The sequence below is a fragment of the Nocardioides malaquae genome (genome assembly GCF_015070385.1).
Taxonomy (GTDB): Bacteria; Actinomycetota; Actinomycetes; order Propionibacteriales; family Nocardioidaceae; genus Nocardioides; species Nocardioides malaquae.
Genome location: NZ_JADCSA010000012.1, coordinates 1 through 13,981 on the forward strand (window position 1 = coordinate 1; position 13,981 = coordinate 13,981).

Annotated in this window: 10 protein-coding genes; 8 read left to right on the forward strand and 2 right to left on the reverse strand. The window is 71.8% G+C overall.

Annotated features, from left to right (window positions below):
- Window positions 1–143: 143 nt before the first annotated feature.
- Window positions 144–2,111, reverse strand: coding sequence for an acetate--CoA ligase (gene acs / locus IEQ44_RS12160; protein WP_193638740.1), 1,968 nt, complete (start codon window positions 2,109–2,111; stop codon window positions 144–146).
- Window positions 2,112–2,340: 229 nt separating this feature from the next.
- Here acs and IEQ44_RS12165 point away from each other — a divergent pair, with 229 nt between their 5' ends.
- The 7 genes from IEQ44_RS12165 (at window position 2,341) to IEQ44_RS12195 (ending at window position 12,536) form a co-directional block, all read left to right on the forward strand.
- Entirely contained in the window at window positions 2,341–3,855 is a 1,515-nt protein-coding gene (locus IEQ44_RS12165) for an MFS transporter (protein ID WP_193638741.1), read from the forward strand.
- A 2-nt stretch (window positions 3,856–3,857) separates the two neighbouring features.
- Window positions 3,858–5,981 carry a molybdopterin oxidoreductase family protein gene (locus tag IEQ44_RS12170; protein ID WP_319804646.1) on the forward strand — a complete coding sequence of 708 codons (2,124 nt, stop codon included), beginning with the start codon at window positions 3,858–3,860 and terminating at the stop codon, window positions 5,979–5,981.
- Window positions 5,978–7,438 (forward strand): FAD-dependent oxidoreductase, encoded by a 1,461-nt coding sequence (locus tag IEQ44_RS12175; protein WP_193638742.1) that lies wholly within the window; start codon window positions 5,978–5,980, stop codon window positions 7,436–7,438. Before IEQ44_RS12170 ends, IEQ44_RS12175 begins: the two co-directional genes overlap by 4 nt.
- 177 nt (window positions 7,439–7,615) lie before the next feature.
- Window positions 7,616–10,189 carry a nitrite reductase large subunit NirB gene (nirB, locus tag IEQ44_RS12180; protein WP_193638743.1) on the forward strand — a complete coding sequence of 858 codons (2,574 nt, stop codon included), beginning with the start codon at window positions 7,616–7,618 and terminating at the stop codon, window positions 10,187–10,189.
- Complete coding sequence (gene nirD, locus IEQ44_RS12185; protein WP_193638744.1) at window positions 10,186–10,605, forward strand: nitrite reductase small subunit NirD; 420 nt, start codon at window positions 10,186–10,188, stop codon at window positions 10,603–10,605. Before nirB ends, nirD begins: the two co-directional genes overlap by 4 nt.
- Window positions 10,606–10,656: 51 nt before the next feature.
- Window positions 10,657–11,808, forward strand: a complete 1,152-nt coding sequence (locus IEQ44_RS12190; protein ID WP_319804647.1) for a uroporphyrinogen-III synthase — start codon at window positions 10,657–10,659, stop codon at window positions 11,806–11,808.
- The gene (locus tag IEQ44_RS12195; RefSeq protein WP_193638746.1) at window positions 11,808–12,536 is read left to right on the forward strand and encodes a sirohydrochlorin chelatase; all 729 of its coding nucleotides are present in this window, start codon (window positions 11,808–11,810) and stop codon (window positions 12,534–12,536) included. Before IEQ44_RS12190 ends, IEQ44_RS12195 begins: the two co-directional genes overlap by 1 nt.
- 33 nt (window positions 12,537–12,569) lie before the next feature.
- Here the strand turns inward: IEQ44_RS12195 and IEQ44_RS12200 are convergent, their stop codons facing one another.
- Window positions 12,570–13,565 (reverse strand): TIGR03557 family F420-dependent LLM class oxidoreductase, encoded by a 996-nt coding sequence (locus IEQ44_RS12200; RefSeq protein WP_227487389.1) that lies wholly within the window; start codon window positions 13,563–13,565, stop codon window positions 12,570–12,572.
- Between the two features lie 120 nt (window positions 13,566–13,685).
- Here IEQ44_RS12200 and IEQ44_RS12205 point away from each other — a divergent pair, with 120 nt between their 5' ends.
- Window positions 13,686–13,895, forward strand: coding sequence for a hypothetical protein (locus IEQ44_RS12205; protein WP_193638747.1), 210 nt, complete (start codon window positions 13,686–13,688; stop codon window positions 13,893–13,895).
- Window positions 13,896–13,981 lie beyond the last annotated feature (86 nt).

The window sequence follows — 13,981 nt, forward strand, 5'->3', positions numbered from 1 at the left end:
CTCGCTGCCGACGGCTCACGTCCCTACCGACGCCGTCCCTCGATCAGACCCGAACCATGCTGAACTGGGAAGGGCCGTGATTCACGACCATTTCGGTTGGTGCGTGCGGGGGCGAGCGGCGTGGGACGCTCGCCCCGCACGGGTCACTTCTTACTGGCCTCGCGGGCCTTGATGAGGTCCATCACCGAGGAGTCGGCCAGCGTGGTCACGTCGCCGACGTCGCGCCCCTCGGCCACGTCCTTGAGCAGGCGGCGCATGATCTTGCCGGAGCGCGTCTTGGGCAGCTCGGGCACCACCATCACCTGCCGCGGCTTCGCGATCGGGCCGATCTCGTGGGCCACGTGCTTGCGCAGCTCCTCGGAGATGTCCGCCCCGCCGTCCCCGGCGTCGTCGCGCAGGATCACGAAGGCGCAGACGGCCTGGCCGGTCATGTCGTCGGCGGCACCCACGACGGCAGCCTCGGCCACCTTCGGGTGGGAGACGAGGGCCGACTCGATCTCGGTGGTGGAGAGGCGGTGGCCCGACACGTTCATCACGTCGTCGACGCGGCCGAGCACCCACAGGTCGCCGTCCTCGTCCTTCTTCGCGCCGTCACCGGCGAAGTAGAGGCCCTTCCAGCGCGACCAGTAGGTGTCGACGAAGCGCTGGTCGTCGCCCCACAGGGTGCGCAGCATCGCCGGCCAGGGCTCCTTGAGCACGAGGTAGCCGCCCGAGCCGTTGGGCACCGAGTGGGCCTCGTCGTCGACGACGTCGGCCTCGATGCCGGGCAGCGGCGTCATCGCCGACCCCGGCTTTCCGGCGGTCACGCCGGGCAGCGGCGAGATGAGGATCTGACCGGTCTCGGTCTGCCACCAGGTGTCGACCACCGGGGCCTTGTTGGCACCGATGTGCTCCCGATACCACATGTAGGCCTCGGGGTTGATCGGCTCACCGACCGACCCGAGCAGGCGGATCGACGACAGGTCGAACTTCGCCGGGATGTCGGCGCCCTGCTTCATGAAGGTCCGGATCGCGGTGGGTGCGGTGTAGAAGATCGTCACGCCGTACTTCTCGATGATCTCCCACCAACGTCCCTTGTGCGGGGAGTCGGGCGTGCCCTCGTAGATCACCTGCGTCGCGCCGTTGGCCAGCGGCCCGTAGACCATGTAGGAGTGGCCGGTCACCCAGCCGACGTCGGCGGTGCACCAGTAGACGTCGGTCTCCGGCTTGAGGTCGAAGACCGCCCAGTGTGTGTAGGACGTGCCGACCAGGTAGCCACCCGTGGTGTGCAGGATGCCCTTGGGCTTGCCGGTGGTGCCGGAGGTGTACATGACGTAGAGCGGGTGCTCGGCGTCGTGCATCTCTGCGGTGTGCTCGGTCGACGCGCCGCCGACGGCGTCGTGCCACCAGACGTCGCGGCCCTCGTGCCACTCGACGTCCTGGCCCGTACGCTGCACGACCAGCACGTTGCGTACGGTCACCTCGCCTGCCGCGTTGACCTTGTCGACCGCCTCGTCGACCGCGGGCTTGAGCGCCGAGGGGGCGCCGCGGCGGTAGCCGCCGTCGGAGGTCACCACGACCTCGGCGCCGCAGTCGGTGATCCGGGAGGCGAGCGCGTCGGAGGAGAAGCCGCCGAAGACGACGGTGTGCGGCGCACCCAGGCGGGCGCAGGCCAGCATCGTCACCACGGTCTCGGGGATCATCGGCATGTAGATGGCGACGCGGTCGCCCTTCCTCACCCCGAGCTCGGTGAGCGCGTTGGCGGCCTGGGAGACCTCGTCCTTGAGCTGGGCGTAGGTGATGTCGCGCGTGTCGTCGGCGGGCTCGCCGACCCAGTGCAGGGCGACCTTGTCGCCGCGCCCGGCCTCGACGTGGCGGTCGACGCAGTTGACGGAGGCGTTGATCTCGCCGCCGACGAACCACTTGGCGAAGGGCGGGTTGCTCCAGTCGAGCACCTGGTCCCACTTCTTGCCCCAGTCGAGACGCTCGGCGGCCTCGGCCCAGAAGGCCTCACGGTCTCCGGCGGCACGGTCGTACGCCTCGGCGGTCACGTTGGCCTGCGCAGCGAACTCGGGGGTCGGCTCGAAGCGGCGGTTCTCGTGGAGCAGGTTGGAGAGGGTCTCGTCCGACATGGGCGTTCCTTCAGGCGAAGTCTGTGATGGCGGTCACCGCAAAGGTATTGCGCGTCACACGGTGGCCGGAAGGAGGGTTCCTGCCGAGCGGGTCGGTTGGTGCGATGAACGGTCGCAGCGACCCGCCAGTGAGGTTGTGAGGACAAGTTCACACCTGTGTCGCAGCCGGGTGAGAACCCGTGAAACCTCCGCGGACGACTGTGGTCACCACACCACAGGAGGAGGCGACATGACCGCAGTCGACGCACCGCCCGCGCGCCCCACGGGCCACCCCGAGCCGAGAACCCGACGCACCGGCCGGTGGATCGAGGACTGGAGGCCCGAGGAGGAGGCCTTCTGGGAGGAGACCGGTCGACCGGTCGCCCGCCGCAACCTGTGGGTCTCGATCTTCGCCGAGCACCTGGGCTTCTCGGTCTGGCTGATCTGGTCGGTCTCCTCGGCCTACCTGGTCGCCTCCGGCTTCGACTTCACCGCGCAGGAGCTCTTCGTGCTCATCGCGCTGCCCAACCTGGTCGGGTCGCTGCTGCGGGTGCCCTACACGCTGGCGGTGCCGATCTTCGGTGGGCGCAACTGGACGGTCGTCAGCGCGTTGCTGCTGCTCATCCCGTCGGGCCTCTTTGTCTGGGCGGTGCAGAACCCGACCACGCCCTACTGGGTCTTCTGCCTGATCGCGGCGACCGCCGGCTTCGGTGGCGGCAACTTCGCCTCCTCGATGGCCAACATCAACTTCTTCTACCCGGCCGCCAAGAAGGGCGCCGCTCTCGGCCTCAACGCCGCCGGCGGCAACCTCGGCGTCGCGCTGATCCAGTTCGGCCTGCCCGTCGTCGTGGGCGGCGCCGGTGTCTTCGGCCTGGTCAAGGCCAGTGACGGCGGCATCCACCTCGAGCGTGCTGGCTGGGTCTACGTGGCGCTCAGCCTGGTGGCCGCGGCCCTGGCCTTCCGGTTCATGGACAACCTCGCGACCGCCGAGGCCAAGCCGCGCGAGCAGCTGTCGGTGCTCAAGCAGCGCCACACCTGGATCATGGCCTTCCTCTACATCGGCACCTTCGGCTCCTTCATCGGTTACTCCGCCGCGATGCCGCTGCTGATCAAGCTCAACTTCTTCGTGCCCACCCCGGCTCCGACCGGCACCGGCATCAACTTCGCCTACTACGCCTTCCTCGGCGCGCTGGTCGGCTCGCTGACCCGGCCGTTCGGTGGCTGGTTGGCTGACCGGTTTGGTGGCGCCCGGGTCACGCTGTACGTCTTCTTCGCGATGGTCGCGGGCACGCTCGGCGTCCTCTGGACCCTGACGCAGCTGACGCCCAACCCCACCGCCGACCCCGCGATCGCGCTCGACAACCAGGCGTGGTTCCCGGCCTTCCTGGCCTTCTTCCTCTTCGTCTTCGCCGCCACCGGCATCGGCAACGGCTCGACCTACCGGATGATCCCCACGATCTGGCGCACCAAGGCGCTCGAGGCCTGCGACGGCACCGAGGCCGGTCGCACCGCCGCGATCGGCAAGGCCACGAAGTCGGCCTCCGCCGCCATCGGCATCATCGGCGCGGTCGGCGCCATCGGTGGCTTCCTGATCCCGATGACCTTCGGGGCTCCGTGGGTGGCCGACCCGGTCGCCGCCGTGCGCAGCGCCTTCTTGGTCTTCTCGGCCTTCTACCTGGTCTGCGCGGGTGTCACCTGGGCGGTCTACCTGCGCCGCTCCGTGCTCGTGGCCCGCTTCCCGAGCCTGGCCCCGGCGGGGGTCTGAGCGTGACCAGCTCACCTGCTGCGACCCGGCCGTCGGCGACGGCCGGGTCGCGGTCGACCACCACCCACTGTCCCTACTGCTCGCTGCAGTGCGGCATGCGGCTGGAGCGCGTCGGACGGACGCTCAACGTCGCGGAGTGGCCCGAGTTCCCGGTCAACGAGGGGGCGATGTGTCGCAAGGGCCGCACCGCGACCGGTCTGCGCGGCCACCGTGAGCGGCTCACCACGCCGCTCATCCGTGACGCGGAGACCGGGGAGTTCCGGGCGGCGGAGTGGGACGAGGCGCTCGACCTGGTCGCCGCCCGGATCGCTGCCCTGCAGGCCGAGTCAGGGGCGGACTCGATCGGCATCTTCGGCGGTGGTGGTCTCACCAACGAGAAGGCCTACGCCCTGGGCAAGTTCGCCCGCGCCGTCCTGCGCACCAGCCAGATCGACTACAACGGCCGGTGGTGCATGTCGTCCGCGGCGGCCGCCGCCAACAAGGCGTTCGGCGTCGACCGTGGCCTGCCCTTCCCGTTGGTCGACATCGAGACCGCCGAGGTCGTCGTGCTGGTCGGCTCCAACATGGCCGAGACCATGCCCCCGGCGGCCCGCCATCTCGACCGGCTCCGCGCGGGCGGCGGGAAGCTCGTCGTCGTCGACCCCCGGCGTACGCCCACGGCCGAGCGCGCCGACCTCGTCCTGCAGCCCGTGCCCGGCACCGACATGGCGCTGGCGCTCGGGGTGCTGCACCACCTGGTTGCCACCGGCGCCGTCGACGAGGCCTACGTCGCCGAGCGCGCCAGCGGCTTCGAGGACGTACGCCGCTCGGTCGCCGCGTGGTGGCCCGAACGCGTCGAGCGGGTCACCGGGGTGCCCGCCACCGACGTACGGGCGCTGGCGGACCTGTTGGCCGCCCACCCGAGGTCGATGGTCCTCACCGCCCGCGGCGCCGAGCAGCACGCGCAGGGCACCGACACCGTCCTCGCGTGGATCAACGTCGCGCTCGCGCTCGGCCTGCCGGGTCGGCGGGGGGCCGGCTGGGGCTGCCTCACCGGGCAGGGCAACGGTCAGGGCGGTCGCGAGCACGGGCAGAAGGCCGACCAGCTGCCCGGCTACCGCTCCATCGACGACCCCGCGGCCCGCGCCCACGTCGCCGGGGTGTGGGGCGTCGACCCCGACACGATCCCCGGCAAGGGACGCTCGGCCTACGAGCTGCTCGACGCGCTCGGGACGCCTGGCGGGCCGCGTGCGCTGCTGGTCTTCGGCTCCAACATCGTCGTCTCCGCGCCCCGCGCCACCCACGTCACCGACCGGCTGGCCTCGCTCGACCTGCTGGTGGTCGCCGACATGGTGCTGAGCGAGACCGCCGCGATGGCCGACGTGGTGCTGCCGGTGACCCAGTGGGCGGAGGAGACCGGCACCATGACCAACCTCGAGGGCCGGGTCATCCTGCGCCAACGCGCGGTCACGCCTCCGGCGGGCGTACGCAGCGACCTCGACGTGATTGCCGGCCTGGGGGAGCGACTGGGCTCCACCGTCGAGCTCCCCACCGATCCCGAGACCGTCTTCGCCGAGCTCGGCCGCGCCTCGGCCGGTGGCCTGGCCGACTACTCGGGCATCACCTACGACCGGATCCGCGACGAGCACGGCGTCTTCTGGCCCTGCTCGGCGACGCCCGACGACGCGGTGCCACACCCCGGGACGCCCTACCTCTTCGAGGAGTCGTTCGCGACCCAGGACGGACGCGCCCGCTGCCTCACCGTGGAGTACCGCGGTCCCGCCGAGGTGCCGGACGCCGACTACCCGCTGCACCTGACGACCGGACGCGTGCTGGCGCAGTACCAGTCCGGGGCCCAGACCCGCCGGATCAAGGACTTGCCCGACGCCGGCCCGTTCGTGGAGATGCACCCGTTGGTCGCCGCCCGGCTGGGCGTCGACGACGGGTCGTTGGTGACGCTCTCCACCCGGCGTGGCGAGATGCGGGCCCCCGCGAAGGTCGTCCCCACCATCCGCGAGGACACCGTCTTCGTGCCCTTCCACTGGGCCGGCGTCAACCGGCTCACCAACGACGCCCTCGACCCGAGCAGCCGGATGCCCGAGTTCAAGGTCTGCGCGGCGGCGCTGCGGGTCGGAGGTCACCGATGACGGCCCACGAGGCGTCCGCGGAGGAGCGTCGCATCGTCGTGGTGGGCGCCGGCATGGCGGCCGCACGCCTGGTCGAGGGCCTGGTCGCCCGCGGCCTCGGCCCCCAGGTCACCGTGCTCGGCAAGGAGCACCACGCTCCCTACAACCGGATCCTGCTCTCCGCCGTCCTCGAGGGGACCCACGCCCCCGGGACGCTGACGCTGCGTGACCGGGAGTGGTTCGCCGAGCACGGTGTCGACCTGCGCCTCGGCGTCCGCGTCGTCGGCATCGACCGCGAGGCCCGCGTCGTACGCACCGTCGATGACCTCGACGAGGAGCAGGAGGTCGCCTGGACCGACCTGGTGCTGGCGACCGGCCTGATCCCGAAGCTGCCGCCGATCCGCGGCGTCGTCGACGCAAAGGGCAACCTGCACCCCAAGGTCCACGCCTTCCGGACGATGGCCGACTGCCGTGACCTGCTCGCCGTGCTGCCCGACGCGCAGCGCGCGGTGGTGGTCGGTGGCGGGCTCCTGGGCCTCCAGGTGGCTCGTGCCCTGGCTGGGCGCGGGCTGGCCACCGAGATCGTCGAGGGCAGCGAGCACCTGATGAGCCGCCAGCTCTCCGCCCCGGGCGGACGGGCGCTGGCGCGCGACCTGCGCCGACTCGGCACGAGCGTCTACACCGGCGCCCGCGCGGTGAGGCTCACCGACGAGGGGCTGGTGCTCGACAACGGCTTCACGTTGTCGACCGACCTGGTGATCCTCACCGCTGGTGGTCGCCCGGCGATGGCGCTGGCGCGTGACGCGGGCCTGACCGTGCGCCGCGGCATCGTCGTCGACTCGCGCCTCGCCTCGGTCGACGACCCGCACGTGCACGCCATCGGCGACTGCGCCGAGTACGTCGACGCCGAGGGCGTCTCGCGCACCACCGGGTTCGTCTCCCCGGCGTGGGAGCAGGCGACGGTGCTGGCCGAGATGCTCAGCGGCGACACCCGCGACTACCGCGGCTCGCGCAGCGTCGCCCGCCTACGTGCCACCGACCTCGACGTCGCCGTGATGGGCGAGCCGGAGGAGGCCGCCGCCGACGAGCACACCGAGATCGTCGAGATCTCCAACCCACTGGCCGGCTCCTACCGCAAGCTCGTGGTGCGTCACGGCGTGATCGTGGGCGCCACCCTGGTGGGCGACCTCAGCCACGTCGGTCTCATCACCCAGCACTTCGACCGCGGCACCCGGTTGGGGCCCGACGAGCCGGGCGCACTGCTGATGCCTCCGCGTACGACCGCCCCCACGCAGCTGCACGACTCGACCGAGATCTGCTCCTGCGCCGGTGTCACCGCCGGGGAGATCCGCGCCTGCTCCTCGCTGGCGCAGGTCGTGGAGACGACGCGGGCGACCACGGGGTGCGGCGGGTGCAGGGAGGCGGTGTGCCAGCTGCTGGAGCAGCGAGCCACCACTGCGGATGTTGGTGCCCGGTGAGTCGGTGCTGCCGCTCGGACGGCGCCCGAAGCGCTTGAACTTCCGTAGTGCTGGCCCCGTGGCGGTCACCGCGGGTTGTGAGGTTGTTGGGTGAATGTGCGCGAAGCGAAACAGAAGGTCACCTCAGCGACAACATCGCCTCCCTAGCGTTCTTCTCAGTCAAGGGAAGGAAATGCCATGACGCACTTGCGCAAGCACCTCGTGGTCGTCGGCCACGGCATGGTCGGGCACCGTTTCGTCCAGGCCGCGATCGAGCGGGGTCTCACCGAGACCCACGACATCACCGTCATCGGCGAGGAGCGCCTGCCCGCCTACGACCGAGTCGCGCTCACGTCGTTCTTCGAGGTCGGCGCCGACGCGCTGTCGCTGCTGCCGGAGGGCGCGTACGACGACCCGCGGGTGCGGCTGCTCACCGGCGTCGAGGTCACGGGGCTGGACGCCGCGACGCGCACCGTCACCCTGGCCGACGGCGAGGTGCTGGAATACGACACCTGCGTGCTCGCCACCGGCGCCGCGCCGTTCGTGCCCCCGGTGCCCGGCCACGACCTGCCCGGCTGCTTCGTCTACCGCACGATCGACGACCTGGAGGCGATTCGCGACGCGGCCGCCACCGCCAAGGTCGGCGCCGTCATCGGCGGCGGCCTGCTCGGGCTCGAGGCCGCCAACGCGCTGGCCCAGCTCGGCCTGGAGACCCACGTGGTCGAGATGGCGCCGCGCCTGATGGCCGTGCAGGTGGACGACGCGGGCGGCTCGATGCTGCGCCGCCACATCGAGAAGCTCGGCCTCACCATCCACACCGGCGCGATGACGAAGGCGGTCGTCGAGGCCGACGGCCGAGCCGCCGGGCTCGAGCTGGCCGGGCGCGAGGAGCCGGTGCCGGCCGAGGTCGTCGTCTTCTCCGCCGGCATCCGGCCGCGCGACCAGCTGGCCCGCGAGGCCGGCCTGGCGCTGGCCGAGCGTGGCGGGGTGCTGGTCGACGAGCAGTGCCGCAGCTCCGATGACCACGTCTATGCGATCGGTGAGTGCGCGGCGCCCGACGGACGGATGTACGGCCTCGTCGCCCCGGGCTACACGATGGCCGAGGTCGTCGTCGACGCGTTGCTCGACGGCCCCGGAGCCTTCACCGGCGCCGACATGTCCACCAAGCTCAAGCTGATGGGCGTCGACGTGGCCTCCTTCGGCGACGCCTTCGCCGCCACGCCCGACAGCCTGGAGCTGACCTACTCCGACGCGGTCACCGGCGTCTACAAGAAGCTGGTCATCAGCGAGTGCGGCACCACCCTGCTCGGGGGCATCCTGGTCGGTGACGCCTCGGCCTACGGCATCCTGCGGCCCATGGTCTCCTCGGGCCTGCCGCTGCCGGCCAACCCCGAGGAGCTGATCCTGCCGGTGCCGACCGGGGGCGGCGCCGAGGTGGGGCTGCCCGACGAGGCGGTCATCTGTTCCTGCAACAACGTGACCAAGGCCGAGATCACCGACCGGGTCGCCCGCGACGACGACCCCTGCGCCGACGCCGCCTGCGTCACCGCCTGCTCCCGGGCGGGCGCCACCTGTGGCTCCTGCAAGCCGTTGGTCAAGAAGATCGTCGAGGACCACTTCGCCAGCGTCGGCAAGGTCGTCGACAAGTCGCTGTGCGAGCACTTCTCGATGACGCGCGCCGAGCTGTTCGACCTCGTCGCCGTGCACGGCCACACCCGCTTCGACGACGTGGTGGCCGCCCACGGTCGCGGCCGCGGCTGCGAGATCTGCAAGCCCGCCATCGCCTCGATCCTGGCGAGCCTGCTCAACCACCACGTGCTCGACGCCGACGCGGTCACCCTGCAGGACACCAACGACCGCTACCTCGCCAACATCCAGAAGAACGGCTCCTACTCCGTGGTGCCGCGCATCCCGGGCGGCGAGGTCACCCCGCAGGGCCTCATTGTGATCGGCGAGGTGGCCCGCGACTTCGGGCTCTACACGAAGATCACCGGCGGTCAGCGCATCGATCTCTTCGGTGCTCGGATGGAGGACCTGCCCGCCATCTGGGGTCGACTGGTCGAGGCGGGATTCGAGTCCGGCCACGCCTACGGCAAGTCGCTGCGCACCGTGAAGTCGTGCGTCGGGTCGACCTGGTGCCGCTTCGGGGTGCAGGACTCGACGTCGATGGCGATCGCACTGGAGCTGCGCTACCGCGGCCTGCGCTCGCCCCACAAGCTCAAGGGTGGAGTCTCTGGCTGCGCCCGCGAGTGCGCGGAGGCCCGCGGCAAGGACTTCGGCGTGATCGCCACCGAGAAGGGCTGGAACCTGTACGTCGGTGGCAACGGCGGCGCCGTGCCCGCGCACGCACAGCTGCTCGCCTCCGACCTGGACGACCGCACGCTCGTGGCCTACCTCGACCGGTTCCTCATGTACTACGTGCGCACCGCCGACCGGTTGCAGCGCACGTCGACCTGGATCGACTCCCTCGACGGCGGGCTGGAGCGGGTGCGCGAGGTCGTCGTCGACGACGTCCTCGGTCTGGGCAGCGAGCTGGAGGCCGCCATGGAGCGCCACGTGGGGACGTACTTCGACGAGTGGCGCGCGACGCTGGAGGACCCGGAGAAGCTGGAGCGCTTCCGCACCTTCGTCAATGCGCCCGACGTGCCGGACCCCCACATCACCTTTGGCACGCAGCGCGACCAGATCGTGCCGACGGCCACCGACGGACCGGTCCTGCTGGGGGCCAGCATCCCGGTGGGTGCCGGCACGGGCGCGGGCGGTGTGCGATGAGTGCGACGAGTGCCCTGGGCGCCTGCGCCGTGGACGGGCGTACGGCGACGAGTGCCGACCTGTCCGTGACCCACACCGCCGCCTGCCGCTTCGACCAGGTCCCGGTGGAGGGCGGCGTGACCGCCCTCGTCGGTGGCCGGGCAGTCGCGATCTTCCGGACCTTCGACGGAGACGTCCACGCCACCTGCAACTACGACCCGTGGTCGCACGCCTCGGTGATGTCGCGGGGGATCGTCGGCTCGCGGGGCGACGTGCCCTTCGTCGCCTCCCCGATGCACAAGCAGGCCTTCGACCTGCGCAACGGACAGTGCCTCGACGACGAGACGGTGCGGTTGCCGGTCTTCGACGTGCACGTCGTCGACGGCGTCGTGTGGGTGGGCGAGGAGGTCGTCCCTCCTGCAGGTGGACCGGAGTGACACCATGGACACCCCAGTGACCATGCACGGACCAGGCACATGGAGACGGACGTGACCACCCCCCAGGAGATCGATCCGGCGCCGACAGCGGAGCGCGCCGGGCCGCTGGCCGGCTTCCGCGTCGGCGTCACCGCCGCGCGCAAGGTCGAGGAGCAGATCTCGCTGCTCGAACGCCGCGGCGCCGAGGTGGTCTGGGGTCCGGCGCTCTCGCTGGAGCCGAACCTCGTCGACGCGGACGCCCTGCGCGCGGCGACCGAGCGGGTCCTCGCGGGGCCCGTCGACCTCTTCCTGGCCACGACGGGTGTCGGCATGAAGGCCTGGTTCACCGCCGCCGAGGAGTGGGGCCTGTACGCGCCGCTCATGGAGGCGCTGTCGGGTGCCGAGATCCTCGCGCGCGGCCCGAAGAGCGTCGGCGTGCTGCGCCGCAACGGTCTGCGCGAGCTCTGGGCGCCCGACTCGGAGTGCTTCGACGACGTGCTCGCGCACCTGCGTGGTCGTGACCTGACCGGTCGCCGGATCGTGGTGCAGGAGCACGGCCAGGACCTCTCGATGGTGGCCCACGCGCTGCGCCGCCAAGGGGCCGACGTGGAGACGGTGGCGATCTACCGCGTCGAGCAGGCCGAGGACCCGACGCGGCTCTTCGCGCTCATCGACCGGATCGCCGACGTCTCCCTGGACGCCGTCACCTTCACCGCCGCGCCCGCGGTGGCCGCCCTGATGGAGGCGGCCGTCTCGGTCGGGCGACGCGACGACGTGGTGAGCGCCTTCCAGTCCGACGTGCTGGCCTGCTGCGTCGGTCCCGTCGCCGCAGCCGCCTTCGAGCGGTGGGGCGTGCCGACGGTCTACCCCGAGCGCTCGCGCCTCGCGGCGATGGTGCGGCTGCTGGAGACCGAGCTGCCGCTGCGCCAGCAGGGCCTCGCGCTCTCGCTGGCCACGGGGTCGACCCTGTTGCTGCACGGTGACGCCGTGCTGCTCGACGGGGTGGAGGTACGCCTCTCCGGCGCGCCGTTGGCCGTGTTGGATGCGCTGGTCACCAACCCGGGCCAGGTGGTGAGCCGGGCCGAGCTGCTGGCGCAGCTGCCCAGCGGCGGCGCGGGATCGGAGCACGCGGTGGAGATGGCGGTGGCCAGACTGCGCTCCGCGCTGGGCACCCGCGCGGTGCAGACCGTGATCAAGCGCGGCTACCGGCTGGCGGTGGCGTGATGGACGCCGCCGTCGGTCTCGACACCAGCACCACCACCCTGGGCGCCGGGGTGACGCTGGTGACGGCGGCCCACGGCACCCGGCACGCGCCGGGCAACGAGGTGGCGCGCCAGCTGACCACCCTGGCCGGTGACCTGCTGGGCGCGCCGTCCCGCGCGGCGTACGTGGAACTCTGCGACCCCCTGCTCGTCGACGTGATGGACGAGCTCACCGCACCAGCGGTGGTCGTGCCGCTGCTGCTCTCCACCGGCTTTCACATGCGCACCGACCTGCCCGAGGCGCTGCGCCGGGCCCGGGTGCCGGTGGCGCTGGCGCCCTCGCTGGGACCGGACCCGCTCCTGGCGCGCACCCAGGTCGCGCGAATGGTCGCTGCGGGCGCCCAGGCCGGCCAGCCCGTGCTGCTGGTGGCGGCCGGCAGCCGCGACCCGGCCGCGGTCGCCGACCTGGAGCTGGCCCGCGACCACCTCGCCGACGAGTGGGATGGCCCGGTGCGACTGGCGGCGCTGGCCGGTGACCTGCCGCGGCCGGCCGAGGTCGTACGCCCCGGCGACGCGGTCTCGCCCTACCTGCTGGCCGAGGGCTTCTTCGCCACGAAGGTGCGCGAGGAGTGCGCGGAGGCAGCCGTCGTGGCCGAGGTGCTCGGACCGCACCCGTTGCTGGCGGACCTGGTGGCCCGACGGGCGACCGCTGCCGCCGTCTCTGTGCGGCACCCAGGTGTCACCGGCTGACACCTGGACGCCGCTCAGGCGATCAGGGAGGGGTCACGCGTCGCGCAGGGCAGGCAGCAGGTCGCCTGCGGCCCACTCCAGGAACTGCTCCTGGTGTCCGCCGCCGACCTGGATCAGGGCGAGGTCGGTGAAGCCGGCCCGACGCCACTCGGCAACCGTGTCGACGACGGCGCCCACGTCGTCGCCGCACACGATGGCCTCGGCGACGTCGTCAGGGCGTACGAACTGGCTCGCCCCGGCGAAGCCCGCCGTGCCGGGCAGCTCGGAGTTGACCTTCCAACCGCCGCCGAACCAGCGGAACTGCTCGTGGGCCCGCTCCACCGCGGCGTCGCGGTCGGTGTCGAAGCAGATCGGCATCTGGCCGATCTTGCGGTTGCCCCGACCGCCGGCGGTCGACCAGCGGCTGACGAGGTCGTTGTCGGGAGCTGTGGTGACCATGTGGTCGGCCAGGGGAGCCAGCTGCCGCACCGACTGCGGGCCGGAGACCGCCGCGGCGATCGGCACGCGGGTCTCGGGCAGGTCCCACAGCTTGGCCGAGTCGACGCGGAAGTGCTTGCCCTCGCGGGTGACGTAGCCGCCGTCGAAGAGGTCGTTGATGATCTCCAGCGCCTCGACCAGCATCTCGTGGCGCACGTCGACGCTTGGCCACCCGCGCCCGACGACGTGCTCGTTGAGGTTCTCGCCGGAGCCGACGCCCAGGGTGAAGCGGCCCCCGGAGAGGAGCTGGACGGTCGCAGCCTTCTGCGCGACGACCGCGGGGTGGTAGCGGAACGTCGGGCACGTCACGTACGTCATCAGCTCGACGCGGCTCGTCACCTGCGTGACCGCGCCCAGCATCGACCAGGCGTAGCCGGAGTGCCCCTGCTCGTCGAGCCAGGGGAAGTAGTGGTCGCTCATCACCTCGAAGTCGAAGCCCGCCTCCTCGGCGATGCCGGCGTGGCGGACGAGGTCCGGGGGAGAGGCCTGCTCGGTCATGAGTGTGTACCCGATGCGCATGGGGGCCTCGTACCCGCGCGGGCTGGCGCCCATGCCTCCCCCCCTTCGCCGAGCCCCTGCCTCGCCGCGCAAAGGAGGTGGGTTTGGCGCCGGGGAGCGGGGGTAGATCACGTCCGGGACGGGGAGGCGCCCCGTCGAGTTGGAGGAGACACGATGCACCGCGCGGGACGTACGTCGGCACGACACCTCGCCACTTCCGTCAGCCTTGCCTCGTCGCTGGCTGCCCTCCACCTCACCGCCGCTGCCTCCCGGGCGGCCGCGGCCGCGCCCCACCTGCGCCCTGTGCCGCCGCTCTCGCCGGTCGTGCCGCTGCACCCCGTACGTCCTGCGGCGCCGCAGCCGCACGTGCCCGACGCCGCCTGACGCCGGTTCACCCACACGCCACGGCCCACACGCGCCGCGGTTCACATGCGGAGAGGGGCTCGCCCCGCCTCACGGCGGGACGAGCC